The 24,916-nt window shown below is 58.3% G+C and carries 21 protein-coding genes and 2 pseudogenes; 10 read left to right on the forward strand and 13 right to left on the reverse strand.

The features are described 5' to 3' along the window. Window position 1 precedes the first annotated feature (1 nt). The 5 genes from V1471_RS09055 to V1471_RS09075 all read left to right on the forward strand — a co-directional run bounded on the left by V1471_RS09055 (window position 2) and on the right by V1471_RS09075 (window position 5,348). On the forward strand, window positions 2–1,516 hold the full coding sequence (locus tag V1471_RS09055; RefSeq protein WP_434288149.1) for an ABC transporter substrate-binding protein: 1,515 nt from the start codon (window positions 2–4) through the stop codon (window positions 1,514–1,516). Window positions 1,517–1,583: 67 nt separating this feature from the next. After that, window positions 1,584–2,507: an ABC transporter permease gene (locus V1471_RS09060; RefSeq protein ID WP_434288151.1), complete on the forward strand. Its 924-nt coding sequence runs from the start codon at window positions 1,584–1,586 to the stop codon at window positions 2,505–2,507. Next, the gene (locus V1471_RS09065) at window positions 2,504–3,355 is read left to right on the forward strand and encodes an ABC transporter permease (RefSeq protein ID WP_434288153.1); all 852 of its coding nucleotides are present in this window, start codon (window positions 2,504–2,506) and stop codon (window positions 3,353–3,355) included. Before V1471_RS09060 ends, V1471_RS09065 begins: the two co-directional genes overlap by 4 nt. Next, window positions 3,352–4,362: an ABC transporter ATP-binding protein gene (locus tag V1471_RS09070; RefSeq protein WP_434288155.1), complete on the forward strand. Its 1,011-nt coding sequence runs from the start codon at window positions 3,352–3,354 to the stop codon at window positions 4,360–4,362. The genes V1471_RS09065 and V1471_RS09070 overlap by 4 nt, the downstream gene beginning before the upstream one ends. Then, on the forward strand, window positions 4,359–5,348 hold the full coding sequence (locus V1471_RS09075) for an oligopeptide/dipeptide ABC transporter ATP-binding protein (protein ID WP_434288156.1): 990 nt from the start codon (window positions 4,359–4,361) through the stop codon (window positions 5,346–5,348). The genes V1471_RS09070 and V1471_RS09075 overlap by 4 nt, the downstream gene beginning before the upstream one ends. A gap of 95 nt (window positions 5,349–5,443) precedes the next feature. Here the strand turns inward: V1471_RS09075 and V1471_RS09080 are convergent. Continuing rightward, a pseudogene (locus V1471_RS09080) lies at window positions 5,444–5,640 on the reverse strand (IS3 family transposase); the annotation flags it as partial. Between the two features lie 208 nt (window positions 5,641–5,848). Between V1471_RS09080 and V1471_RS09085 the strand changes: the two are divergent. Together V1471_RS09085 and V1471_RS09090 are read left to right on the forward strand one after the other, a co-directional pair. After that, window positions 5,849–6,190, forward strand: coding sequence for a recombinase family protein (locus tag V1471_RS09085; protein WP_434288157.1), 342 nt, complete (start codon window positions 5,849–5,851; stop codon window positions 6,188–6,190). Next, window positions 6,187–6,909 (forward strand): recombinase zinc beta ribbon domain-containing protein, encoded by a 723-nt coding sequence (locus V1471_RS09090; RefSeq protein WP_434288159.1) that lies wholly within the window; start codon window positions 6,187–6,189, stop codon window positions 6,907–6,909. The genes V1471_RS09085 and V1471_RS09090 overlap by 4 nt, the downstream gene beginning before the upstream one ends. A 341-nt stretch (window positions 6,910–7,250) precedes the next feature. On the opposite strand, the gene V1471_RS09095 is transcribed toward V1471_RS09090, so the two are convergent. From V1471_RS09095 to V1471_RS09150, 12 genes and pseudogenes are all read right to left on the reverse strand, one after another. Further along, complete coding sequence (locus tag V1471_RS09095; protein ID WP_434288161.1) at window positions 7,251–8,558, reverse strand: TRAP transporter large permease; 1,308 nt, start codon at window positions 8,556–8,558, stop codon at window positions 7,251–7,253. A gap of 18 nt (window positions 8,559–8,576) precedes the next feature. Next, window positions 8,577–9,062, reverse strand: a complete 486-nt coding sequence (locus V1471_RS09100) for a TRAP transporter small permease subunit (RefSeq protein WP_434288162.1) — start codon at window positions 9,060–9,062, stop codon at window positions 8,577–8,579. Between the two features lie 65 nt (window positions 9,063–9,127). Beyond that, the gene (locus V1471_RS09105) at window positions 9,128–10,246 is read right to left on the reverse strand and encodes a C4-dicarboxylate TRAP transporter substrate-binding protein (RefSeq protein WP_434288164.1); all 1,119 of its coding nucleotides are present in this window, start codon (window positions 10,244–10,246) and stop codon (window positions 9,128–9,130) included. Between the two features lie 64 nt (window positions 10,247–10,310). Then, complete coding sequence (locus tag V1471_RS09110) at window positions 10,311–11,546, reverse strand: amidohydrolase family protein (RefSeq protein WP_434288166.1); 1,236 nt, start codon at window positions 11,544–11,546, stop codon at window positions 10,311–10,313. Window positions 11,547–11,566: 20 nt separating this feature from the next. Further along, the gene (locus V1471_RS09115) at window positions 11,567–12,037 is read right to left on the reverse strand and encodes a GAF domain-containing protein (RefSeq protein ID WP_434288168.1); all 471 of its coding nucleotides are present in this window, start codon (window positions 12,035–12,037) and stop codon (window positions 11,567–11,569) included. A 4-nt stretch (window positions 12,038–12,041) separates the two neighbouring features. After that, window positions 12,042–13,352, reverse strand: a complete 1,311-nt coding sequence (locus V1471_RS09120) for a TRAP transporter large permease (protein WP_434288170.1) — start codon at window positions 13,350–13,352, stop codon at window positions 12,042–12,044. A 27-nt stretch (window positions 13,353–13,379) separates the two neighbouring features. Further along, window positions 13,380–13,904 carry a TRAP transporter small permease subunit gene (locus V1471_RS09125; protein ID WP_434288172.1) on the reverse strand — a complete coding sequence of 175 codons (525 nt, stop codon included), beginning with the start codon at window positions 13,902–13,904 and terminating at the stop codon, window positions 13,380–13,382. Window positions 13,905–13,980: 76 nt separating this feature from the next. Beyond that, window positions 13,981–14,958 (reverse strand): TRAP transporter substrate-binding protein, encoded by a 978-nt coding sequence (locus V1471_RS09130; protein ID WP_434288174.1) that lies wholly within the window; start codon window positions 14,956–14,958, stop codon window positions 13,981–13,983. 261 nt (window positions 14,959–15,219) lie between these two features. Beyond that, entirely contained in the window at window positions 15,220–15,834 is a 615-nt protein-coding gene (locus V1471_RS09135; protein WP_434288176.1) for a TetR/AcrR family transcriptional regulator, read from the reverse strand. Window positions 15,835–16,109: 275 nt separating this feature from the next. Then, a pseudogene (locus V1471_RS09140) lies at window positions 16,110–16,381 on the reverse strand (ATP-binding protein); the annotation flags it as partial. A 151-nt stretch (window positions 16,382–16,532) separates the two neighbouring features. Beyond that, window positions 16,533–17,276 carry a HugZ family protein gene (locus V1471_RS09145; RefSeq protein WP_434288178.1) on the reverse strand — a complete coding sequence of 248 codons (744 nt, stop codon included), beginning with the start codon at window positions 17,274–17,276 and terminating at the stop codon, window positions 16,533–16,535. 98 nt (window positions 17,277–17,374) lie between these two features. Further along, on the reverse strand, window positions 17,375–19,504 hold the full coding sequence (locus V1471_RS09150; RefSeq protein ID WP_434288179.1) for a TonB-dependent receptor domain-containing protein: 2,130 nt from the start codon (window positions 19,502–19,504) through the stop codon (window positions 17,375–17,377). A gap of 943 nt (window positions 19,505–20,447) precedes the next feature. Between V1471_RS09150 and V1471_RS09155 the strand changes: the two genes are divergently transcribed. From V1471_RS09155 to V1471_RS09165, 3 genes are all read left to right on the forward strand, one after another. Further along, the gene (locus tag V1471_RS09155) at window positions 20,448–20,969 is read left to right on the forward strand and encodes an RNA polymerase sigma factor (RefSeq protein ID WP_434288181.1); all 522 of its coding nucleotides are present in this window, start codon (window positions 20,448–20,450) and stop codon (window positions 20,967–20,969) included. 110 nt (window positions 20,970–21,079) lie between these two features. After that, a complete protein-coding gene (locus tag V1471_RS09160; RefSeq protein ID WP_434288183.1) occupies window positions 21,080–22,006 on the forward strand; it encodes a FecR family protein in 927 nt (308 codons plus the stop codon). A gap of 154 nt (window positions 22,007–22,160) precedes the next feature. Next, entirely contained in the window at window positions 22,161–24,872 is a 2,712-nt protein-coding gene (locus tag V1471_RS09165) for a TonB-dependent receptor domain-containing protein (RefSeq protein WP_434288185.1), read from the forward strand. Window positions 24,873–24,916: the final 44 nt, after the last annotated feature.

The following is a 24,916-nucleotide window of genomic DNA, read 5'->3' on the forward strand; positions in this document are numbered from 1 at the left end:
TATGAAAAAAACGATGACACAACTTTTGTTGTCCAGCGTGTGCGCAGCTTTGCTCACCGCCCCGGCAATGGCTGGCAAAGCCGATAACACGCTCAACGTGGCTTTCGCCGCCGAACCCGAACCGCTCGACACTTACAAGATCGCGGGCCGTCAGGGCCTGATCCTTGCCCGCCACGTCTATGACGGGTTGATCTACAAGGACCTGAACACCGGCGAATTCCTCCCGGCGCTGGCAGAAAGCTGGAGCCAGCCGGAAGATGGCGTGATGGAGTTCAAGCTCCGTCAGGGCGTCACATTCCACAACGGCGCGGCTTTTACCGCCGACGATGTGGTCGAAACACTCAACACTGTCATCACGCCGGAATACGGTACGCGTTATGCGATTTCTGTCGACTGGATCGACCATGTTGAAAAGGTCGATAATTTCACCGTTCGCATCCATATGGCGAAACCCTTTGCAGGCGCTTATGAGATGCTCGCTGATGCTCTGTCGATCTACCCGCATGAGTATTTTGCCGAGGTGGGCTCCGAAGGCATGGCGCGCAATCCGGTCGGCACCGGGCCGTATCGCCTTGTCGAACAGGAGCCGGGCGTGCGCTATGTGCTTGAACGCTTCGAAGACCACTATGCAGGAAGCCCGAAAGCTGGCGCGACCATCGACAAGATTGTGGTGCGTACGGTTCCCGAGATGAACACGCAATATGCCGAGCTGATGAAGGGCGATCTCGACTGGATCTGGCGCATCCCGCCGGATCAGGCCGAAAAACTCGAAAGCCGCGCCCAGATCATTTCTGCGCCGATCATGCGGATTTCCTATGTCAACATCGCCGCTTCGGCACTTGGCGGCGAGACTCCGGTCGCCGACCCCAAGGTGCGTCAGGCAATCCAGCACGCGGTCAATCGCGATGCGATCACCAAGGCGTTCGCAGGTGGCGCGTCCGAAGTGCTCAAAAGTTTTTGCAACCCGGCACAGTTCGGTTGCACGGATGAGGTGACCCAGTACGACTACGATCCGGAAAAAGCCAAGGCGTTGCTTGCCGAGGCGGGCTATGGTGACGGCTTTACGCTTTCGATGGTGTTTGCCGCCATGCCGCGCCCGGTGGCCGAAGCCATTGCAGCCGACCTCGCAAAAGTGGGCATCACGCTGCAACTTGACGAACTGCAATACGCGGCAGGTGTTGGCAAATGGCGCGAGGAACAGGTGCCGACCTTCTTCTCCAACTGGGGCAGCTACGGGGTTGGCGATGTGGCCTTCCTGCTGTCGAACTTCTTCGGCGGCGGTGCGGACGATCTTGTGAAAGACCCGGAGTTGGTCGACTGGCTCACCACCGGCGATACCTCGACCGATCCGGCGGAGCGTCAGACGGTCTACGCCGAGGCTCTCGGCAAAATCGCGGATGAGGCCTATGTCATGCCGATGTACAGCTTCAACGTGAATTACGGTCTCTCCCCGGACCTGAATTTCACGCCCTACCCGGACGAATTCGCCCGGTTCTGGGAAGCCTCCTGGAAATAACCGCCTCTGGCGCAGCGAACTGTGGGGGCCGGTCACCGGCCTCCACCCAGCCCCGCAGGAGACCGACATGTTCCTCTATCTCATGAAACGCCTTGTGGTGGCACTCTGTGTCTGCCTCGCCGTTTCCCTGCTCAGCTTCGGCCTGATGTTCCTCGTCGGCGACCCCGCCATCGCCATCGCCGGCGCAGGCGGTAGCGCCAAGGATGCCGAAGCCGTGCGCATCGCTTATGGGTTCGACCGGCCCTTTCTGATCCAGTATCTCGACTGGATCGGAAACGTTCTGACCGGCGATTTCGGGCAGAGCATCTATTTCCACATCCCGGTGACGGAAATCATCGGCGCACGGATTCCCGTGACGCTCAAACTCGGGGGGCTGTCCTTCGTCGTGGCGCTTCTGGTCGCCCTGCCCTTGGGTATTCTCGCTGCGCTTAAGCCCAACGGTCTGATCGACCGTCTGGCCCTTTTGCTCGCGGTCACCGGACAGGCGGTGCCGAGTTTCTGGCTCGGCCTCATGGCCATCGTGGTGTTTGGCGTGTGGTATGGCTGGGTACCGATCTCTGGCACAGACGAATGGCAGGGCTATATCTTGCCGGTTCTGGTGCTTGCCTATTCCGCCATGCCCGCAATGATGCGGATCACGCGCTCCGGCATGATCGACGTGTTGCGCGCCGATTACATCCGCACCGCCTATGCCAAGGGCCTGCCGGTCTGGCGCGTGATTGCGGGCCATGCGCTCCGCAATGCCATCCTGCCTCTGGTGTCGTTGGCCGCCGTGCAACTGGGCGTATTGCTTTCCGGGTCCATCGTGATCGAAAGCGTCTTTGCCCTCAATGGTCTCGGACGGCTGGCATGGGAGTCGCTTTTGCGCGCCGACATGCCGGTGGTCCAAGCGATCATTCTCATTCTCTCGCTCATCTATGTGATCCTCACCACGCTCGGGGATCTGGTCAACGCGTGGCTCGATCCACGCATTCGCGGAGGTCGCTCATGACCCTGTCCATTCCCCTGCGCCGCGCGCTCGGCAATTCCGGGCTGATGATCGGTGGCGCCGTTCTGATCCTGATGATCGCCGTCGCGCTTTTCGCCCCGATGCTCGCTCCGCACGATCCCTATGCTCAGGATCTGACCCAGCGCTTCCTGCCCCCCTTCTGGCAAGACCGCTCCGTGCCCGAACACCTTCTGGGCACGGACCATCTCGGGCGCGATTACCTGTCGCGGCTGATCTACGGCGCGCGGGTCTCGCTTGGCGTCGGGCTCGGTGTCATCGTGATCTCGGGTGTGATCGGAATTTCGCTCGGCCTGATCGCCGGGTATTTCGGCGGGCTGACCGATATGGTCATCAGCTTTCTCATCACCACCCGACTGTCGCTTCCTATCGTACTTGTGGCACTGGCGGCCGTGGCCTTTGCCGGGGCCTCGCTCAAGACCTTGATCACCGTTCTGGGACTTTTGCTCTGGGACCGGTTCGCCGTGGTGTCGCGCGCGGCAGCGCAAAGCCTGCGCTCGCGCGATTTCATCAAGGGCCTGCGTGCCATTGGCGCCAGTCAGTTCCGCATCCTGTTTCTCGAACTCCTGCCCAACATGCGCTCCGCCTTGATCGTCGTGGTGACGCTTGAAGTGGCAAATGTCATCTTGCTCGAGGCGGCGCTTTCTTTCCTCGGACTTGGCGTTCGCGCGCCGACGCCGTCTTGGGGTCTGATGATCGCCGAAGGACGCGACAATATCCTGTTCGATCCCTGGCTGATTGCCCTGCCCGGCGGCGCGCTTTGTGCGCTGGTGCTGGCGGTGAACCTTTTGGGCGACGGGCTGCGCGACGTGACCGGAGGACGGGCGAAATGACAAAAGAGCTTTTGACCCTGCGCAACCTGCGCCTTTCCTTGGCAACACCGAATGGCGCACTCAATGCCGTTCGGGGCGTGGACCTGAATCTGTCTGAAGGCGAAACCCTCTGCCTTGTCGGCGAAAGCGGCTGTGGCAAGTCCATGACCGCGATGAGCATCATGGGCCTGTCGCCGAAAGGAGCCCAGATCGAAACCGACCGGTTCGACATTCTCGGTCACGAGATGGCGGGAAAACCGCAAAAGGCCTGGGCCAAACTGCGTGGGCGCGGGTTATCGATGATCTTTCAGGATCCGATGACCTCGCTCAACCCAACCTTGCCGATCGGGCGACAACTGACAGAAGGTGTGCGTCAGACCGAGGGTCTGAGCCGCAAAGCCGCAGAGGCGCGTGCCGTCGAATTGCTCGACCGCGTCGGCATCGCGCGGGCCGCACAAAGATTGGCACAATATCCGCATCAGTTCTCTGGCGGCCAGCGGCAGCGGCTGATGATTGCCATGGCCCTAATGAGCCGCCCGCGCTTTCTCATCGCCGATGAGCCGACCACCGCGCTCGATGTAACCATTCAGGCCCAGATCCTGCGGCTCCTGGCTGAGTTGCAGCACGATCTGGGGCTTGGGCTGTTGCTGATCACCCATGATCTGGGTGTCGTAGCTGCGATCGCTGACCGGGTGGCGGTGATGTATGCCGGGCGCATTGTCGAAGAAGGTCGCGCCGCGACTGTCTTCGGTGCCTCCGAGCACCCTTATACTGCCGGTCTTATGGCGGCGATCCCGGTGCCCGGGCGCACCCCGCGCGGCACGCCGCTTCCGGCCATTCCGGGACGTGTTCCGGGGTTGATAGGCCCACAAACGGGCTGTGCCTTCGCCAGCCGATGTGCCCGAGCCGAGGCCGTTTGCACGACGGTCTCGCCACCCTGCCATGACCTCTCCGAGCACCGCGTCGAATGCCATCTGCCGATGCGCGCCATGGCGCAATCCATCCAGTCTGAGGAGCGCCCGCAATGAGCCGCGCCATCCCTGCCCACGCCTCTGCCCCTGCCCTCGAACTGATCGACATCTCGAAACGCTACAGCGTCTCTCAGGGGATGTTCAAACCCGCCGCCACGCTCACCGCGCTCGACGGTCTGTCGCTGCGCCTTGAGGAGGGGCAAACGCTTGGCCTCGTCGGGGAAAGCGGCTGTGGGAAATCGACGGCGGTGAACATCATGCTGGGGTTGTTGAGTGCCGACGAAGGGGCGGTACGCCTGTCAGGGCGTGACATACGGCAGATCCCTTTGAAAGAGCGTGTGCGTCTGATTCAGCCGGTGTTTCAAGACCCTTACAGTTCTCTCAACCCGACGCGCACCATTTCCGATCTGGTCGGCCAACCTTTGCGTCTTCAGGGGACAGGACGGGCCGAAGTCAGGCATGCCGTGTCCGACATGCTCAATCGCGTAGGCTTTCCCGCGCGACTCGCCGACAGCTACCCTTCGGAATTGTCCGGCGGCCAACGCCAGCGTGTCGCCATTGCACGGGCATTGATTTCGCGCCCGAAAGTGCTGATCTGCGATGAGCCGACCTCCGCGCTTGATGTCTCGGTGCAGGCCCAAGTGATCAATCTGTTGCTGGAATTGCGCCGGGAGTTCGGCCTGACCATGGTCTTCGTCAGCCATGACCTGTCCGTGGTCGAACATCTCGCCGACCGTGTCGCGGTGATGTATCTCGGACAAAAGGTCGAAGAGGCCGGGGTAGACGGCTTGTTCACCCACCCGGCGCATCCCTATAGCCGCGCGCTTCTGGGCGCGACCTTGGCCCCGGATCCCGCCGCCGGGCTGCCCGATCTCGCACTTGGTGCGGGGGCCGCCGATCCGCTCGACCGGGATAAAGGATGCCCCTTCGCTCCGCGCTGCGCTTTGGCAGAGGCCGCTTGCCGGGAGGGAAACATCCCGGAAATCCGCGTGGAAACCGGCGCTGCACATCGTGTGCGCTGTCTGATGGCGGCATCCGTCTGAATCGATGATTTCTTGTCTTGAGTCCGTCTTAAAACGTGGGTCGGACTATGAACATATGAACCGCGTCGGGTTTGTCGGAGGCTGTTTGGTTTAGATTATGCGGCCATGGTTTCAGTTTCCAGAGCTGCGTAGAAGTTTGCCTCTGCTTCCGCTGGCGGGATGTTTCCGATCGGTTCGAGGGGTGATGCATTGCGTCAACGCGATCGTTGAACCAGTCGCCCCATTCCAGAGTGGCGTATTCCACGGCGCCCAGACTGCGCCACGGGCCACGGCGGTGGATAATGGCACACCTGATTGCAGACCACGTCGGCGCGGCGGACGGGGAGAGTGCACATGAAGCATAAGAAGGTCGGACCTTAGCATTTGGAACGTAAGGCGATCCTTTATGTCCGCCAGTCATCGGCCCACCAGGTCCTGCACAACCGGGAAAGCCGCGCCCTGCAATATGCCATGCCATGCGGGAGCGGCTTTCGGATTTGGGCTGGCGCCGGATCGAGACCGTGAATGACGACCTCGGCAGGTCTGCCGCCGGGGGTGTTGCGCGGAAAGGCTTTGACCCGATGATAGCCGATGTTTGTCTCGGCAAGGTCGGAGCCGTCGCCGCGCGTGAAGTCTCCCGCTTTGCACGCGACAGCCGGGACTGGCAGCATTTCATCGAGATGTGCCGTGTCGTAGATACAGTGCTGATTGATCAGGAAACGGTATATGCGCCGCACGATGGCAATGACCGGCTGCTTTTGGACCTGAAGGGCAGCCTGAACGAATACGAGCTCGACCCGCTCAGTTTACGCAAACAGGGTGAGGTGGTCTGGCACCGACCTAGGCCACCATCCATCGCATGATTGTCAATCCGGCCTATGGTGGGGCTTATACCTATGGCAAAACCCAGGCATCGCTAGGGTTCGCGACATCGACCGTTCGCAGGAAAGACCGCGAGGAATGGCTTACATTGAAGCCGGGCGCGCATGAAGGCTATGTGAGTTGGGAGCGGGCAGAGGCGATCCGTAAAATGGTCAGCAACAACGTCCCTCAAAGCCAGCATCATGGTCTTCTTTCCGGACTGCTGCGCTGCCGACGCTGCGGCCGCAAGCTGACGGTTCGCTACACCGGCAAGAAGCATGACATCCCGCGTTACTCCTGCTGGCGCGGCCTTCTGGACAACGGCGAAGCGCGCTGTATCTCCGTCGGCGACTTGCGGGGCGATGATGCCATTGAGCACGCGCTTCAGCGGGTCCAGGAGATAGAGACCAAGATCGCGCACCATGACGACACGGCCAATCCAAACAGGACAGCATTGTCCGCAGAAGATCTGGCCACCTTGGGGGCCAATCTCGAACGCGTCTGGTTCGCGCCGGAAACCGATGCCAGACTCAAGAAGCGCACCGTTCGCACGGTGATCCGGGAAGTGGTGGCAGATATTGATGGCGATGCCTCGGAGATCGTTTTGCTGGTGCATTGGGCTGGTGGTGCCCATGCGGAAATACGCCTGCCAAAGCGCCGCCGCGGACAGCGCAGCCAAGCTGCTCGGGGTGGCTTCCAAAACGTTGCGCTTGACAGCTGAAACAGGTGAAATCGAGGCGGACCATCCGCTTGCCGACGGGCCATGGGTCTTCGAGCACGCGGAACTGTCAAAGACAGTGGCACAACACCTCAAGAAACGAGCACAGAAAAACCCGAAACACCCCGCGGCATCGCACCCGGATCAGCAAAACCTATTCTCTTCAACAACATAGAAAGATGGCGTCATGAAGCAGAGTTGTAGCCGTTGCGCCATGCCGCGCTCATTTTTCCCGAATAGCTCCAGCACAGGGAGAAATGCGTGCTTCCAATCAGGGCAAGTTCCTGCCACACAATGGGCGGTCCTACTGTCCGTGTCCGCTACGCATTCTCCGCAATGCGCGCCTAATAGGCGAGTGACGGCAACCAGAGCGTGAGCACCGGAAACAGGATAAGGATCATCAACGTCAGAAGATCCATCAGCAGGAACCACCAGATGCCTTTGAAAATCTCCGGCAAGGTCACCGCATTGTTCAGCGCCCCGTTGATCATATAGACATTCAGCCCGATCGGCGGCGTGACCAGACCAATCTCCAGTAGTTTCACGATGATGATGCCGAACCAGATCGCATCGATTCCGGTGGCCTGCACCAGAGGGACGAGGATCGGCAGGGTAAGCAAAAGCAAGCCGATCGAATCGATCAGCATCCCGAGCACGAGATAGATCACAGCTACAGCAAAGAGCACCCACCACGTCTCGCTGCTCACCGACAGAATGGCGTTGGAAAAAGCCGTCGGCAGGCCCGAGAGGGCAAGGAAGCGCGTAAAGAACAGGGAACCGATCAGGATGATGAAAATGGATCCCGTGGAAACCGCCGCCTGTGTGACCGCCTCACGCACCGCGCTGCGGGTCAACTTGCCCCTCAAGGCAGCGATGATCGCCGCGAAAAAGGCCCCGAGTGCCCCCGCTTCGGTGGGCGAGAAGGCCCCGCTGAAAATGCCGCCGAGTACCAGAAGGATGAGGGTCGGCAAGGGCCAGACATCGCGCAGGGCTTCGCGGCGTTCTGCGTCGGTCGGCGGCGGCGGTGTCTCTCCGGCCAGCGACGGATTGAGTTTCACACGGACGATGATCATCGCCATATAGATCAGCGCCGACAGGATACCGGGGATGAAACCGGCCATGAAAAGCTGCCCGACCGAAACCTGCGCATAGACCCCGTAGAGGATCAGCAGAACCGATGGCGGGATCAGCGAACCAAGTGTGCCAGAGGCGGCAATCGTCCCCGTGGCAAGACCGCGATCATAGCCCTGTTCGAGCATCTCCGGCACCGCCATGCGCGACATGGCCGAGGCGGTGGCGACAGAGGATCCCGAGGCGGCCGCGAAAAAGGCGCAGGCCCCGACCGAAGTGATTGCCAGTCCCCCGGGAAGGCGCGCCAGATAGAGCCTCAGCGACAGGAACAACCCGCGCGTCATATCCGTTGAGGAACACAGGAACCCCATCAGCAGGAACATCGGTGCCGCCGACAGCTCCCATTGCCCGACATAGTCGAAAGGCGTAGCCGAGATCATTCCCCAGGCAACGTTCATATTGAACATCTGGGAAATCCCGACGATGGAGACGAGGCCCAGAGAGAGCCCGATCGGCACCCGCAGCGCGATCAGAACGAGGGCCACAACGGTGCCGATAATACCGATATCAAGATTGCTCATCCCAAATGCCCTTCCGGGTTACAACGCATGCCGTTGCACCAAAGATTTCAACAGGTTCGACAGGATCGCGAGCCAGATGCCCGCAAAGCCCAAAGGCAAAGCCCAACGCGCGGGCCAGATGTAGAAGGTGAAATTGCTCATGGCTTCTTCGCCTCGCGATGTGGCGCTGATCGCATCCTGTGCGGATTGCCAGAACAGCAGGCCGAAAAAGACCAGACCGAGGGCACAGGCCAGAACATAGAGCGCCAGTTGCACACCACGAGGCATCATCTGCGCAAAGAGGTCCACCCGAATGTGCTCGCCGCGCAATTCCACAAAACCCAGCGAGAGAAAGACGATGGCGACCATGTAGTAATAGGAAACGACTTCCAGCGTCCCGATCAGGCGGCCGTCAAAAAAAAACCGCAAGGCCACATCCAGTGTAATGTGGGCCATCATCAAAACCATGACCAGACAGGCCAGCACCATGATGGCCCCGTTGATCCGGCGAACCAGCGTCTGCATTGCAACACCTCGTGCATATCGGGATGTGCAGGGGCCGCGACAGCCCCTGCATTTTCGCCTGTGACTTATTTGACGCCGTAGGTCGCCGGATCAATGTCGCCATAGATTTCCGACAGAGCCAGCGCGGTCAGGGCATCTTCGTCGTTGCGGTCCACAGCGGCCAGCAGCCCATCCCATTTCGCCATGGTCGCAGTGAAAGCGTCGATGACCTCATGGGCATTGGTCAAACCATAGTCCGCCTCGGCCTTGTCATAGACATTCGCCAGCGTTTGAGCCCGAAACTCTTCGACGGAAGCCATAAGATCGGCTTCGGGCTCATAGACATGCCCGCCCTTTTCCTGCGCGGTTGTCAAAGAGGCCTCTGCCTGTGCCGAATAGTTGATGATCGTGCGCGCCATGGAACGGGCGGAAGCTTCCATCAGAACCTTGCGCTCGTCGGCACTCAGCCCCGACCAGAATTCGGGGTTATAACCCCAGTTCGGACCCGACCAGTACATCCCCGTCGGCAAAAGTGTGGTGTGTTCGGCCACTTCCAGCAGGGAGCGGTCGACAAGGTCGTTGGCCGCGTTGGTGGCGCAATCCAGCGTGCCGCGTTCCAGCCCCGTATACATTTCGGACGACGGCACATTGACAGGCACGCCCCCCGCCTCTTCGACCCATGCCGATACCGCCGAACCTGCGGTGCGGATGCGTTTGCCTTTAAGTTCCGCCAGATTGCGCACAGGATCGGCGCACATCAGGATATAGGGCGGCGTGGCATAGGCCCCGAGGTATACAACACCCTGATCCTGCCATTCGGCCAGTTGTGTCGCATTGTGCATCGAAAAATCGGCCACGGCAAAGATTGCCACCAGAGGATCGGAGTAGTTGAAGCCCAATTCCTGTACCGCATTGGCAACTGGCAGATCGGAAGGCGTGTAGATCGCCGCGTGATGGCCGACCTGCACAACATTGTCGCGAATGCCCTGAAGGGCAGCGCGCGGGGCCAGCAGAACGGTGCCGGTAAAGACCTGCGGATTGAGATCACCGCCAGAAAGGTCTTTCACGATCTCCGCCCATTCGGTGTAGCCATATTTCGCCAGCGGGTGCTGGGCGTCGTAAAAGGTGTTGGCGATGAAATCACCCGCCATAACGGGTGCGGCAAGCAGGCCACTCAGAAGCGTAGTGGTCAGGACTTTTTTCATTGGGGTCTCCACTGTTGGGCACGGACCACAGAGGCGGTCCGCTGATTGATTTTATTATGATAACTCAGAGGGTAGCGGCCTTCTTGATGGCACGTCCGCCCTGCATGATCAGGGGCATATGCGCCCCCTGCCCCGTCAGCAGATCGAGGTTTTCGAGCGGATTGCCCTCCACCGCGATCAGGTCGGCATAGGCTCCTGCCACGATTGTGCCGACCTCGCCTTCCATCCGCAGCACCTTGGCCGCATCGACCGTGGCAGAGCGGATCACCGCATCGGCGGGGATATAGCGACCGCGCAGGGGGAATTCGCCCGATTGCTCGCTGTGCATGCCGCCCAACAGGTCCGAGCCATAGCCCATGGTCACACCCGCTTCGTGCAGTTTGACCACCCGCTCCAGCCCCGCTTCGCGTACATCGGCGACCTTCGCCACGGATTCAGGCGGCAAGCCGAATTCCTCGCCACGCCGCGCCAGCAGGTCGTAGGTGATGTTTGTCGGCACCACAAAGGCCCCTTCGCGGGCAACCCGCTCAATCGTCGCATCGCCGATCAGGTTGCCGTGCTCGATACAGGTGATGCCGCAATCAAGCGCCCGCACGATGGCCGCATCGTCATAGAGGTGGGCCGAAACATAGGTGCCAAACCCATTGGCGATCTCGACCAAGGCCGTCAGTTCTTCGACCGAGAAAACAAGATAACCGACCGGATCGGAAGGCGAAGAGACACCGCCATCGGCCATAACCTTGAGGAACTGCGCCCCGCCTTTAAGCTCCTGCCGCGCCGCCCGCATCAGCTCGGGCTTACCATCGCAAATCCGGCCCAAGGTGCCGAGCGCCTGCGCGTACCAGCTCACATCGCGGTTGTCATAGGGCCCACGGTAATCCGTATGCCCCCCCGTTTGCGACAGCGCCTTGCCACAGATCACCAGACGCGGGCCGGTGAAATAGCCCTGCTCCACCGCCTGTTGCAGCCCGCGGTCGGCGCCGCCGAGATCACGCACGGTGGTGAAGCCGCGCATCAGCATGTCTTTCATGATCTTCGAGGATTTCGCCGCTACCAGCGAGGACGGCAAAGCCGCGTTCTGACCGAGGTTGGCCGTGGTTGCAATGGTATGTACGTGACAGTCGATAAGCCCCGGCATCACGGTCAAACCGCCCAGATCGAGGGTTTCATCGGCGTCGAAAGCGACCTCGGGGGCCACTTCGCGAATACGCCCGTCCTCGATCGCAATCTGCTGCGGCGCAGTCGGCTCAGGCAACGTCCCATCGACAATGCAGGCATTCTTGATCAACAAACTCGTCATCTTTTCAGTCCTTTCGGGGATCAAATCAGCGCCGGCGCAAGGGTCTGCGCCACAAGGGCCATTTCGGCCATATCTTCGGGGGGATAGGCATCCCGCGCGGCGTTCAGCGACAGCACTCCGACACAGCGCCCTGCCCAGAGCACAGGCGCACAGGCACAGGCCTCGCAGCCCTTGGAGAGGATCAACTCGGCATCAGGGAAGGCCCAGCGGATCTCTTCGGCGGAATTGCCAAGCCAGCATTGCCCCGCGTCGAGCACGATCTTGCCCCACTCCGTCACGCCCATCGGTTTGAGCGCACCGATGGGATAATCCGCCTCGGAGCTATGCATCCGCATGACGTTTCCGGTCCCCGGCAGGTTCCGCAAAATGGTCAGGAAGCGAAAGCCGAAACGCGTCTCGCAGGTATCCTGAACAGCCTTGAAGAGGGTATGGGGCTGGTTGAGCTGTCTCTGGGCCGAAAGCAGCGCAGAGAGATAGACAGAGGGTGCCATCATTTTATCCATAGAAAACGTTGGGAAGCCAAAGGGCGATCTGCGGGAACGCGGCTAACAGAGCCACCCCCAGCAGCATCAGCACAAAGAAGGGCGCGGCGGCACGGGCGACATAGCTGATGGAACGCCCCGAAATGCCTTGCAGAACGAAGAGATTGAACCCGACCGGCGGGGTGACCTGCGCCATTTCCACCATCAGCACGAGGTAGACACCGAACCAGATCGGATCGAAGCCCGCCTGCAGCGCCAAAGGCAGGGAAATCGGCAGGCTCATCACCACGATCGAGGTACCATCAAGGAAGAACCCCAGCCCGAGATAGAAGAGCGAGAGCACCACCAAAAGCCCCCAGGGCGGCAGGTTGAGCGAGGCGATCCCGTCGGCCACGTCAGCGGGGATATGCAGATAGCCGATCGCGGTCGACATAAAAGCGGCGGTGATCAGGATCGAACAGACCATAGTCGAGGTCCGCAAGGCTCCCATCAGCGTGTCACGGATCAGCGCAAGGGTGAACTGGCCCGTGACCACGGTGATCACGATGGCCGCAATCACGCCAACGGCAGCCGCCTCGGATGGGGTGGCGATACCGGTGTAGATCGAGCCAAGCACGATGGTCATCAGAACCACCAGCGGCAACAGGTCCCGCAGAGCGCGGAGGAAATCCATCGCGCGGCGCGGCTCGCGTTCGGCAGGCACCAGCGCGGGGTTCAGCTTTGTACGGACCATGATGTAGCCCGAATAAAGCGCGGTGATCATCAACCCCGGCAGGATACCGGCGGCAAACAGGCGCGAAATCGACTGCTCGGCGAGGATGCCATAGACGATCATCACGATGGAGGGAGGGATCAAAAGCCCGAGACTCCCCGCGCCTGCCAGCGAGCCAAGGGACAGCTTGTCGTCATAGCCGCGTGCACCGAGTTCGCGCGTGGTGATCCGCCCCACCGTTGCCGTGGTCGCCGGCGAAGACCCCGACACGGCAGCAAAGAGCGTGCAACCCAGCACATTGGTATGCAGCAACCGCCCCGGAATGTAATCGACAAAGGGCGAGAGGCCACGGAACAGACGCGCTGAAATATCCGTGCGAAAGATGATTTCCCCCATCCAGATAAACATCGGGATGGCCGAAAGCTCCCAGCTTGTGGAATAGCGGTAGATGATCCCCGCCGCGATAGAGCCGATCCGCGACAGGTCCATCCCGTGCAGAAAGAACAGCGCCGAGGTGGCCACAAGGGCGAGCGAGATGAAAACCCAGGCACCAAGGCCGAGGAACAATAGAAGAAAGGCCAGCGTCATTGCCGCTGTCAGCAGGGTGTCCATTATATTTCTCCTGAGGAAAGCGGCGGGTTATTCAACCGGCGTGGCCAGCGGCACATGCGGCGCGGGTGAGGGATGACGGGTGATATGGCGCAACCCGTGCGACAGGGCGGCCAGCGAGAACAGGATCAGCCCCACCATCATGGCGCTTTCCGGGATCCATGTCGGCACGGCGGCGACAGAGGAAGAGACCGTCCCCCGTGACCACGCCCGCGCCACGCGAATCCAGAACATCCATGCCAGCCCCGCCGACATGGCACAGGCGACCAGAGCCGCACCTGCGGTCATAAGCTCCTGCGCCCGCTGCGGCAGACGGTCGAGCACCAACCCGACGCGGATCAGATCGCCATGTTCCAGAACATAGCCCAGCGACCAGATCACGCAGACGCTGATCCCGTAGCCGACGAATTCATCCAGCACAAAGGTCGAAGTGGAAAAGACACTCCGCAGCACGATTTCGTAGGCGATATGACCCACCATATAGACCAGCGCACAGGCAGCGATCACAGCCGCCAGGCGCGAGATGGCATAAACGCCAGCATAAAAACGGGTCATGTGGAGTGCTCCTGACAAACAAGTAAAGGCGGCGCGGGCAGGCGGGGATGACCGCCCGCGCCAGTCGGGGAAGGAATCAGCGTGCCGCGTAGGCATCCATGATGGATTGCGCACGCTCGCCGGTTTCTTCTACCCAAGTGTCGATAAAGGGCTGCGCCGCCGCGGTCAGGGCTGCGGAAAATTCGGCAGGAATCTCTTCGGTAACCGTCATGCCATTGGCGCGCATGGTCTCGAAATCTTTCGCAGTTGCCTCATTCAACAGGTTCCAGCCGAACTCTTCAGCCTCTTGCGCGGCTTCCTTCACGGCGGCTTGCTGATCCTCGTCCAGATCGTCCCAAGCATCCAGGTTCAGGTGAATACCTTGCAGGGAAGAGGCGTAGTTCACATTCGTGAAATCCGACTGCAATTCCCACATCTGTACACCGACACCGCCATTCGGTGAGGTCAGCACCGCGTCGATGGCATTGGTCGAAAGCTGCGCTGGAACATCCGCCCAGGAGATCTGGATCGGGAAGGCCCCCGCGTTCTTCATGGTCTCGGTCGAGGCAACATCATAGGTCCGCACCTTCACCCCGTCGATATCAGCGGAAGAGGTAAACGGCTTGTTGCCCCAAAGACCCGACGAAGGCCAGGGCGTTGCCAGAAGCAGAATCTGGTTGTTGTCTTCCAACACTTTCTCGTAGGCGGGACGGGCCAGTTCATAAAGGTCATGCACATCGTCGCCGGTGGGTGCGAGGAACGGCAGCGAGGAAAGTTGGAAGATCGGGTCGATTCCGGTCCAGAAAACGAAGGCCGAAGAGGCCGCCTGCAGGGCGCCATCGGCGACCGCATCGAAGTTATCAACGCTTTTATACCCGAGGGCTGCACCGTGATGCACGGTGATCTCGACCTCACCGCCGGTTTTCTCGGCCACAGCAGAGGCAAAGAAATCTGCGGTCTGCCCCTGCAAAGAACCTGCGGGATACTCGCTGGAGAGATCCCAGTTGGTGGCGAAGACGGGCGCAGCCGTACATACAATCGCGACTGCGGCGCCGAGACGAACTTTAATGCTCATGAATACTTTTCCCTATTGATGCCCAGTGACAGGCGCTTTCCCCCGCCGGCAGACCGACACAGCAACTTGCGAACAGGATTGTCCGCATGATGCAATCAGCTCTGTTCGTAAATCAACCTAAAACCCATCAAAAAAGAAGCACACCGCAGCAAAAAACTTGAAAACCCGCAAAATGCGACTTCAATGCATTGAAAAAAATGTGTTTTTAGTGCGATTAATTTGCAGGCAAAAGGTCAAGAAAATTCAACTTGCCCGCCGAAATCAGGCGTTCCGCGCCATCTTTTTCCACAAATCAATCAGCTTCTTGGCGGTCTGCGGATCGGAATCAAAGCTCTGGTGCATGGCGATTCCGCGCAGGACGGCAAGGTGCAACTGGATTTTCAAATCCGCCTCGACATCGTCGCTATCCCCGCCCACGAGGCGCACCGTAATGCTGTCGCGTTTACGGATCCAGGTCACCAGAATATCGCGCAGGGCATGCCCCAACTCGTTATTCTGTCGCGCCGCCAGCATCAGTTCCATCGCCGCGATATAGCGACCATCCGAGAAAATATTGGTCCACATCCCGTCAATCAGCTCATCGACCGTCAGACGTGTCGTCTCGGGGTCCAGCCCGAAAGGATAGCCCTCGCGCCACTGGTTGACGAGGTTCTCGAAAGCCGCAACGAGCATGTCGTTGCGAGTCGGGAACTGGTGCGTCAGAGCGCCGCGCGAAACCTGCGCCTTTTGCGCGATCAACGTGGTCGAAATTTGCTCATAACCGTATTCGACCAGCGCCTGAATGGTGGCATCACACACTTTGTTCCGCGTTTCCTGCGATCGTTCGGCCTGTGTCCTGCGTTGGGGGGCGGATGTGGATTTGGTCACGCGGCTCATTCTTCTTCCAGATTTCACGAAGTTACGGACAGGTCTAACGGTTTTTTGAAATTTTGGAAGGGACAAGCTCGTACAGATCAGCTAACCGCTTCGGGGCTTCAAGTATCTCCCCCCGCCCTAGCAAAGGGCCATCTGTCAATAGTGGAGTAAAAACCTGAGCTGCTCCCCATCCGTTGGACAGTATCTGGCGTAAATTAAGCTATGTTGATTTCTGTTGAGAAGTGACCCGGTATTTTCACCGATAACTAACCCACCCCTTGTTTATGTCTCAGCGGTCATGTTGTGGTCAATGCCGGCGTCTCCTTTCTCTTTTTCTTCGCGGTGTCTGAGCTGGCTTTATAGCGGTAGCTGTCATTGCCGGTTTCGAGGATGTGCCAGCGGTGTGTGAGCCGATCCAGCAGGGCTGTGGTCATCTTGGCATCACCGAAGACCTGGGCCATTCGGAGAAGCTGAAGTTCGTGGTGATGACCACGCTGGTACGCTTGTAAAGCTTACTCAACAGATGGAAGAGTAGCGCGCCGCCTGATGAACTGAACGGCAGATAGCCTCTCACTGAATTGGCTCCCATTTCGACCGGGCATCTTGGCCTGACCAAAGGGGCTTGAGGATGGCCTTAAGCACATGCTTAAGTCTCAGACAAAAAGCAAAACGCTTTAACGTGACAACATCCTGCGGTCAGTGCCGGTGTTCGGTAAATGTTATGACAAAAGACCCAAGAGCTTCGCAGGTGTCGTAACCCGCTGAGAGAAGCTTAGGCGATGAAACTCCGTTTCAGACGCCAAATCAATACCCTCAGGATCAATCGTGGCAACATGCCAACGCCCTCGCACCCCGTTGAGGTCCGCGGTCAACATTTTGATCTTGCTTGGGAAGCTCTCAAGGTGAGCGATCAAGGTTTCTTCTTGCTCAAGCAATGCTTCGGCTCCACGCAGATCGACGCTCAGATCTTCGGCAGACAGACTGTCCGAGTAGCGCGCGGGGCCGCCGTTGAGGTGAATGGCCTCAACATTGAGTTTGAACATACAGCTGTCTGCCAGATCGAGATATTTCGAAGAGCGGAAAAATTTACGTCTGTAACGATTTCGGGCCCGTTCAAACGCGATGCCATCAAGCCTGTGTGCAGTCCCGATCAACGTCATACGCCGGTCCCGCAACACGTCGCGCCCCTCACTTTGGCTCAAAGTGACAGACACTCGAGGGTCGGCCATAATGTTACGGGCATGATGGCTTATCGCGGCTCCGTAAAAGACAATACCCCCATCGGGTTCAACCGAGAGATTCGTGACAGCGCTATAGGGAAAGCCCTTGTTGCGATCCAAGGTCGCCAATGAAATTTGACGTGTTGTGCGTAAAATGCGCCGAGCCAAATCCCGTGGACCAAAAGGTTCTACCTCATTTTGCTTAAGCGGCGTTTCCCGCACCAATTTCATGCGATGTGACACAGCGCTTCCCCCTTTTCGGTGACCTCCAAGAGGGCCGCCCAAAGGCGCCCCTCTGCCCCCATACAAACGCCCCCGCACAGGATTGCCGTTTGTTTTTTTCAGAACCGGGTGGTCAGACCAGCAATGAAAGTGCGTCCGCGACCCGCCATTTCCTGATAGGCGGCTTCGTTGCCACCCGGATAACCGTAGGATTCATCGAAGACATTCTCGATAGAAACGAACATCTCCGTATTTTCGTTAAGTGCATAGCTGCCGTAGAGATCGACAAGCGTGTAGCTGTCTGTTTCCGACAAATACGCGCCGTCAGGATAGCTCGTCCAGTCATAGGCCGCCTGTGCCGTCGCTCCGACATAGCGCACCTGCGCCCCAAGAGTCAGGGTCTCTTCGAAAGCCCTGAAGCCGACATCAAGCATCGCTGTGCGATCGGGCTGCGAGGAGGTCAGACCATTGCCCATGCCCGTGCCGTTACCAACGGGTTGACTGTCCGTGTCGCTGATCGAAAAACTAAGATTGGCGTAGAATTTTCCGGTGTCATAGCCCCCCTCGAACTCGATACCCTGCATGATGGTTGTGCCATCCGTGTTGACCCACATCGCACGGCTATAGGGATCACCGGAGATCGAAACGAAATCGTTGACGATGTAATCCTTGATCCAGCTGCGGAACACCGACGCTTTGAACCAGGCCCGATCTTCAGAATTCCAAACACCTTGGCGGTTGAATGCCGCGCTCAACTCCACGGTGCGGCTGGTTTCTGGATCGAGGTCGAGATTGTTGGTCATCCCTGTCCCCACACCGTCTCCGAAGGGCACAAGCCCATAGAACATTTCATGCGTCGTCGGTGGGCGGAAAGTGTGCGCATAGCTTGCAGAAAGAGTCCATTCCTGCGTCGCTGCGTAGCTCAGCCCGATATTTGGCAAAAGCTGCCCACCATCGCGTTTAACCCATTCATCCCCACAGGACGGACCGTTAGCCGGGCAATCCGCAACGCCCGCGGCATAGGGCGCACGGTAGCCGTCCACCTGCCAATGATCATAGCGCAGACCGCCGAACACAACCATGCGGCCATAGTCGATCTGACCGTCGACGAAGAGGCTGGCTTTATCGAGCTTACCGGGATTGTTGCCGCCGCGCATGGCATGGGTTTGGAAATCATCCCGCGTCCAACTCAGCCCATAATTGAGCGTCAAGTCACGGCCATTCGCGAGCGCAAGCCGGCTGTTGTTGGTGACCGAAAGCCCGTAGGTCTCTTCTTCGGTTTCGCGCCCCGCATAAGAGCCGCTGGTGCCGGGGTAATAAAGCGTTGTGTTGTTGTAATAGGTCGATATTTTCAGATCGATCAGATCATTGCCGGGTGTATAGGCGTAATCGCCGGTCCAAGTTTGGTTGTCGACATCCCAAGTGTAGCTCGAATTGTCGAAGGTATTGCCATACCACCGCGCGCCAAAGCTCAGTTTGTGGGTGTCATTTGGAGCGATTTCGATCTTGGCGATCTTTCCTTCCGGCGCGTTGACAGAGGTCCGGGAGCTACTCAATTCACCACCATCGCCCGTGGCATAATCGCCTTCGTCCGTATAGGCATAGCCCAAGAGCACATCGATATGGCCGTCACCACCCCAAAGCCCGTCAAAGCGTTTCCCATAGCTGAGAAGGCCGGAGTAGTTATAGCCGTTATCCCCAAACTTCAGGCGGGCCATACCACCTTCGGTTTCCCCTTCGCGCAGGATGTCCTCCAACGAGATGGTCCGGAAATTCGCGGCCCCGGTGAGCGTCCCGGCACCTGCGGCACCTGACACAACACCACGTTCGATGTCGATCGCGCTCAGAAACTCGGGCTGGATGTACAAAAGATTGCCACCTGAGGCTTCGTGCCCCGCCGTATTCTTGAAGCTTTGCGGCACCCCGTCGATCATGGAATTCACCCGACCATATCCAGACATGCCCCGGATATTGACTTCGATCCCCGGCTGGCTTGAACTTTGTCGGGTCGACACGCCGGGTGTCATATCGAGTGCATTCTGGGGGTTTCCGGAATACCGGGTTTGCAGATCTTCTGCCGGGACGCTGCTGTCAGTAAACTCGGCCTCACTCTCCACGACAATCTGCGCAAGTTCGACGATCTCGGAACTTTCGCTTTGAGCGAACGCTGACAGAGGGAAAGTTGCGAGTATACCTGTACTGGCAACAAGCGAAAGGGCACGTCCTTTGGGACGCATAAACTGCGACATTGTCAACTCCTGTGACGTCAGAGAAATGTATAATTTCCCTGGATCGTTCGCAGGTGCTCCGCACCTTTCAAACTGTCTCGGAGAGCGTATTCGCGCTAGGCAATAAAACAAAACTTACCACAGATCGCAAGCGGATTGACATACAAGTTGCGAGAATTAGCCCCGTTCTGTGATCACGTCATCCCTCCCCCACCCTATTGATTTCCCCTGAGAAGCAATGGGTGGACACCCCTGAAGGTGCTGAACATAGAGGTTTCCTTCGGCCTTATCTGGCGGGATTTTTCTGAGGAGCCTCGTCTTGCCGCTGTCTTGGTGGGATCAGTACGACAGGCGAAGCGGTGATATCATATTGACGGTGCCATCGGCAAATCGCATCACGACTATGATGCTTTAGTTTGCCTGCTGCCCAAAACGCCTCACCAATTCGGCCTGCTTCTCGCTGCGAAGTCCATCGTGAGCTACAAACCTGTTGGGACACGATCAAACTTGGGAAGAAGGTGTCTTCAGCCCACCGGGCTATTCATACTCAAAAAGTATCTTTTCTTCCATGATATATGTCTTTAAATTTCTTGCAGCCGCCTCTGGCATCACGTTGTAGATGTGATCGCCGAGTTCACGTCAGCTCCACCACCCGGCGTTGCATGACTGTCAGCCCATCAGACGAAATCGTTATATTGGCAAAGGTCAGTCATGGCTGTTTTTATTAATCACTGGAACGCTGAGCTGTTTCGAAACCACCATCGGGACATGGTCTCCCGTGCCGCGCGGATCGTCGGAGGGCTTTTGACTTGCGGCCAAGCGACATCGCGAATGACTGTATCGAATGGATCTCCCAAGGCCCCCGGCGGTTCGTCGACAGGCTTCCCCAAGTGGGCATGCATGGCGCCTAGATGCAGCAGAATTCGGCCGGAAAGGTGGTCGCAGAATTTCAGGCCAATTGTGTATGACAGAACAAAATAGCAAGATACGGCTCTTTCGCTTCTACCTCGATCATTGGCACGGCCTGCGGCGAAGTCTGGCGGGTCGTCTGGGGTCACAGGATCTGGCTGATGAAGCGATGCAGGAAACATGGATCAGGCTCGAAGGCCTTAAAACCGCCCCCACCTCTGTCAACAACCCCCGTGGCTATTTGCTGAGCATTGCGGGCAATATCGCCATTGACCTGATCCGTCGGGAAAAACGGCACAGTGATCGCACCGCAATTGGGGATATCGACATCGACACGCTGATGGACGATGTGCCTACAGCAGAAGAGGTGATGCTGGCGCGCGAGGAGTTGAAACAACTGGTCAGAGCGCTCTTGAAGCTCAAGGACAAGCCCCGACGCGCGCTTTTGATGAACCGCTGTCTCGGCATGGGGCATCGTGAAATCGCTCTGGCCCTCGGCGTCTCCGAAAGCATGGTCGCGAAATATATGGCACAGGCGCTTCGGCATTGCCGCGATTATCTGCATCACACACAATAAGACATTTTTCAGTGCAAGATCGGTGCTTTCATTTCGTCCCGTCTACAGAGACAGCACGCCAAACGGTAGAAAAGGTAGCAAGTGCCATGAGCGCCAGCGGCAAAGATAACATGACTGGAACCCCTTCCGAGCTGAGCGATCAGGCTCTTGATTGGATCGTCCGGCTACATTCCGGCAGCGCTGAGCCCCATGACACACAGAAATGGCAGACATGGCGCGCCACCAGCCCCGCACATGAAGCGGCGGCGCAGGAGGCCGAGCATCTCTGGAACGGTCTCGGGACCGCCGGGGCCAGTTGGGGACGCAAGATGCGCAACCGCCGGATGACCCGGCGTGCGGTTCTTGGCGGTGGCGCGGCGATGATTGTGGCAGGAGGAATGCACGGCCTCGGCATTCTCGGCGCACATCTGTTCGCCGATTATCAGACGGCCACGGCAGAATGTCAGAGCTTCGAGCTTGAGGATGGCACCGATGCTTTGCTCAATGCACGCACCGCACTTTCCGGTGCATTTGAGAACGGTAAACGGGGCGTGTCTCTCATGCGCGGACAGGCATTTTTCACGATCACTCAGAACAATACTGCGCCATTTCATGTCACGGAGGGCAAGACCACGATCACCTGTGCGCAGGGTGAGATCGATGTCGATCTGTGCAATGGACGTGTCGGGCTGATCGTTCACAAAGGCGCAGCAGACGTCACCGGCCAGACTGGCACACGACATGTGGCCGCGGGTCAACGCATTCAGATCACGCGCGAAGGCCGTTTCTCTGACATCGAAACCGTCGATCTTACCGAGGCAAGCGCCTGGCGGCGGGGGAAGCTCATCTTCAACCGCAGACCGCTTGGCGACCTTGCCGTGGAACTGGAACGCTATCGCGGCGGCCGGATCGTCGTACTGGAGAATGAATTGGCCGCGATGGAGATCACAGGCGTGTTTGATTTGGCCGATCCCGACGCCATTCTGGACGCTTTGGAGGCCTCCCTCTCCGTCAGGATCAGCAAAATCCCGCTGTTGGCTATTATCAGAACATCCTGATATGAAATGATTTTTATATAGCATGATCAGAAGTTAAGATTTTTTTCAAAACTCACTGCAAGTTGGCGCGTCTAGTTTCGTCCCTCTTATGACACGCCAGGTGACGCCCTTGTGACCCAGCCGAAATATGACCTTGATGATCGGCGGGGGACCAATGACCGACACGATACGAAAAAAACCAACCCTGCGCGCGCTCGCGCTCTGCACGACCGCAGCGCTGAGCGTGACCCAGATCGGCTGGACCGATATAGCCTATGCCCAAACGCAAAGCGCGGAAGTGACCCTGTCCATCCCGGCGCAAGATCTTGGCTCAGCCTTGACGCAACTGGCGGATCAAAGTGGCATTCGCCTGATCCTGTCCTCGCAGGTTGTAGCAGGCAAACGCAGCCCAGCGCTCAATGGCACTTACACCCCACGCCGCGCTTTTTCCGCCCTGCTCTCCGGCAGCGGGCTGGACTATCGTTTTACAAATGCGAACACGGTGACCGTCTACGCCACGGACGACACCGCCGCAGTCGATCTGCCCGATGGCACGCTGTTGTTGGATACGATTACCGTTTCGGGAGGCTTTGACAAAACGCTTTCATACCAGCAACCCGGCAGTGTGAACTACATCAACGAAGAGGACATCTCGCGGTTCCGTGGCTCGAACGCAGCTGACATGTTGCGCGGCACGCCGGGCGTGATGTCCGGGGATGCCCGCAACTCCGGCAATGGTCTGGACGTCAATATGCGCGGCATGCAGGGCATGGACCGTGTCGAGGTGACTGTCGATGGTGCGGCAAATAATGTGACGCTCTATCAGGGGTATCAGGGGATTTCGAACCGCAGCTTCGTCGATCCGGATTTCATCGCAGGGGCGGAAATCCACAAAGGTGGCGCGGCGGGGTCGCGGGGGATCGCGGGCAGCGTCGAAATGTCGACGGTAGAAACGCGTGACATCGTCAAAAGTGGCGAAAACTGGGGTGGACGGATCAAACTTGAGGTCGGCGGCAATACATCGACGCCGAACGCAGGAGATGCCGCCGGCTATGATATTACCAACCGCTTCACCACCGGATCGGGTAACCCAGTGTCATCCGAAGTCAGTTCAGACGACGCCACCATGGACCGGCCCTCGATTTTCACCCCGACACAAAGGGCAGGCAGTGCGATCGTCGCCTATGAAGATGAAAATGTCGAACTTCTGTTCGGAGCAGCTCATCGTGAACGCGGCAATTACCATGCCGGTGAGAATGGTGACGGCGCGGCTGAGATTGTCGATCTCGGCTACACGCCCTTCTGTTATTCGAGCGGCGTTTGCCTGGACGGATGGCACTATGAAAATTATTATGTGAACCAAGGCCTTGCTAACTACCGCCATGGCGAAGAAGTGTTGAATACGGAGCTGACGAGCACCTCCATTCTTGCCAAGGCGACCTATAAATATGGCACCGGACATGCCACGCAACTCAGCTACATGAGCATGGACACCGAAGCAGGTGACAGGCTTGCGTCACGGTTGACCAGCACGTCTTCGCAAGCCGTCCAGCAGGAACAAACCACTGGGGCGAAACTCGAAACCTTTGCCCTCAAACACCATTGGATGCCGGCTGAGGACGGTGCGATCGATCTGACCGCGAACCTTTGGCACACGAACCTCAAACTGCGCAATCCCGCGCGGCTTGGCTATTATGTCGATCCGGTCTCTGTCGGTCTGCCTGAGGATTTCCGTCCGGGCAGCGATACGGAAATGACAGGTTTCGATCTCAGCAACAGCTCTCAACTCACTTTTCATGGCCGCGATCTTAATCTGAACTTTGGTCTCTCCCTGCTCCATCAGGACACGCGGCCTAACGATGGTGCCGATCTTGTTCAGGATGGTCTCACGACACGAGACGGCAAACGCGATGAGGCCGCGATTTTTACCGAGGCGAACTGGGACGCGACAGAATGGCTCACTGTAAATGGCGGCCTGCGGTATCAGCATTTCTGGAGTAAAGACCGCTCCGAGCCTATCAGCAACAATGGTACGGAAACCAACGGACAAACACTTGAAACCGGTGGCTGGGGCGGCAATGTCGGGCTTGAGGTTGAGCCGTGGAAAGACACTCGGTTTTATGTGACGTATTCGAACACGCAGCGCATGCCCTCTTTGTTTGAAAGCCTGACTGGCTTTTCGACCAAGTTTAACGAGGATCTTCTTCCAGAGCGCGCCAGGACATGGGAAATCGGCACCAATATTATCCGCCATGGCCTGTTCGAGGCTGACGATACTGCGATGTTTAAATTCGGCTATTTCAACACCGATGTATCCGATTATCTCGCCCGGCAGTATCGCACTGATTTCGTGAGCGACCTTGGCTACACCTACCAATCCATGTGGGTCTACAATCTGGACCGTGCGAAATTCTCGGGGCTTGAACTGAGCACACATTATGAACGCGGTGGTTTCACTGCGGATTTCGCGGCGAATTACTATCTCGACGTGCAGTTCTGTCAAACCGCTGACACATGCGAAAGCCAGTCGCTTTATGCCGACTACGCGACCAATCAGGTTCCGCCCGAATACACCCTGAGCCTCACCATGTCGCAAAAGCTCATAAACGACGATCTCACCCTTGGCGGGCGTGTCGAACATGTCGGAAGCCGCGCCATTGGTCACGGGCAGGTCACGGATCAGGGGCTTTCTCCCTTCATCACGAAAGTGGAATGGAACCCTTACACGGTGATTGATGTCTTTGCGGAATATAAGCTGAGCGAAGATTTGACGGCCTCGGCCAGAATCGAGAACCTAACGGATCTCTATTATGTCGATCCGCTCAGCCTGACCACGACACCTGCACCCGGTCGCACCGTCTATGCCGGTCTGACTTGGGAATTCTAACGTCTCAGGGCGCGCCAATTGGTGCGCCCTTTTCCATTTTCGCA

This window comes from Celeribacter sp. SCSIO 80788, assembly GCF_051054295.1.
GTDB lineage: Bacteria > Pseudomonadota > Alphaproteobacteria > Rhodobacterales > Rhodobacteraceae > Celeribacter.

Excerpts from the sequence above, each read along its gene's own strand:
- V1471_RS09055 (WP_434288149.1), top strand. The coding sequence starts at position 2 with ATGAAAAAAACGATGACACAACTTTTGTTGTCCAGCGTGTGCGCAGCT.
- V1471_RS09060 (WP_434288151.1), top strand. The coding sequence starts at position 1,584 with ATGTTCCTCTATCTCATGAAACGCCTTGTGGTGGCACTCTGTGTCTGC.
- V1471_RS09065 (WP_434288153.1), top strand. The coding sequence starts at position 2,504 with ATGACCCTGTCCATTCCCCTGCGCCGCGCGCTCGGCAATTCCGGGCTG.
- V1471_RS09070 (WP_434288155.1), top strand. The coding sequence starts at position 3,352 with ATGACAAAAGAGCTTTTGACCCTGCGCAACCTGCGCCTTTCCTTGGCA.
- V1471_RS09075 (WP_434288156.1), top strand. The coding sequence starts at position 4,359 with ATGAGCCGCGCCATCCCTGCCCACGCCTCTGCCCCTGCCCTCGAACTG.
- V1471_RS09090 (WP_434288159.1), top strand. The coding sequence starts at position 6,187 with ATGATTGTCAATCCGGCCTATGGTGGGGCTTATACCTATGGCAAAACC.
- V1471_RS09095 (WP_434288161.1), bottom strand. The coding sequence starts at position 8,558 with ATGAGCAATCTTGATATCGGTATTATCGGCACCGTTGTGGCCCTCGTT.
- V1471_RS09100 (WP_434288162.1), bottom strand. The coding sequence starts at position 9,062 with ATGCAGACGCTGGTTCGCCGGATCAACGGGGCCATCATGGTGCTGGCC.
- V1471_RS09105 (WP_434288164.1), bottom strand. The coding sequence starts at position 10,246 with ATGAAAAAAGTCCTGACCACTACGCTTCTGAGTGGCCTGCTTGCCGCA.
- V1471_RS09110 (WP_434288166.1), bottom strand. The coding sequence starts at position 11,546 with ATGACGAGTTTGTTGATCAAGAATGCCTGCATTGTCGATGGGACGTTG.
- V1471_RS09115 (WP_434288168.1), bottom strand. The coding sequence starts at position 12,037 with ATGGCACCCTCTGTCTATCTCTCTGCGCTGCTTTCGGCCCAGAGACAG.
- V1471_RS09120 (WP_434288170.1), bottom strand. The coding sequence starts at position 13,352 with ATGGACACCCTGCTGACAGCGGCAATGACGCTGGCCTTTCTTCTATTG.
- V1471_RS09125 (WP_434288172.1), bottom strand. The coding sequence starts at position 13,904 with ATGACCCGTTTTTATGCTGGCGTTTATGCCATCTCGCGCCTGGCGGCT.
- V1471_RS09130 (WP_434288174.1), bottom strand. The coding sequence starts at position 14,958 with ATGAGCATTAAAGTTCGTCTCGGCGCCGCAGTCGCGATTGTATGTACG.
- V1471_RS09135 (WP_434288176.1), bottom strand. The coding sequence starts at position 15,834 with ATGAGCCGCGTGACCAAATCCACATCCGCCCCCCAACGCAGGACACAG.
- V1471_RS09150 (WP_434288179.1), bottom strand. The coding sequence starts at position 19,504 with ATGTCGCAGTTTATGCGTCCCAAAGGACGTGCCCTTTCGCTTGTTGCC.
- V1471_RS09155 (WP_434288181.1), top strand. The coding sequence starts at position 20,448 with ATGACAGAACAAAATAGCAAGATACGGCTCTTTCGCTTCTACCTCGAT.
- V1471_RS09160 (WP_434288183.1), top strand. The coding sequence starts at position 21,080 with ATGACTGGAACCCCTTCCGAGCTGAGCGATCAGGCTCTTGATTGGATC.
- V1471_RS09165 (WP_434288185.1), top strand. The coding sequence starts at position 22,161 with ATGACCGACACGATACGAAAAAAACCAACCCTGCGCGCGCTCGCGCTC.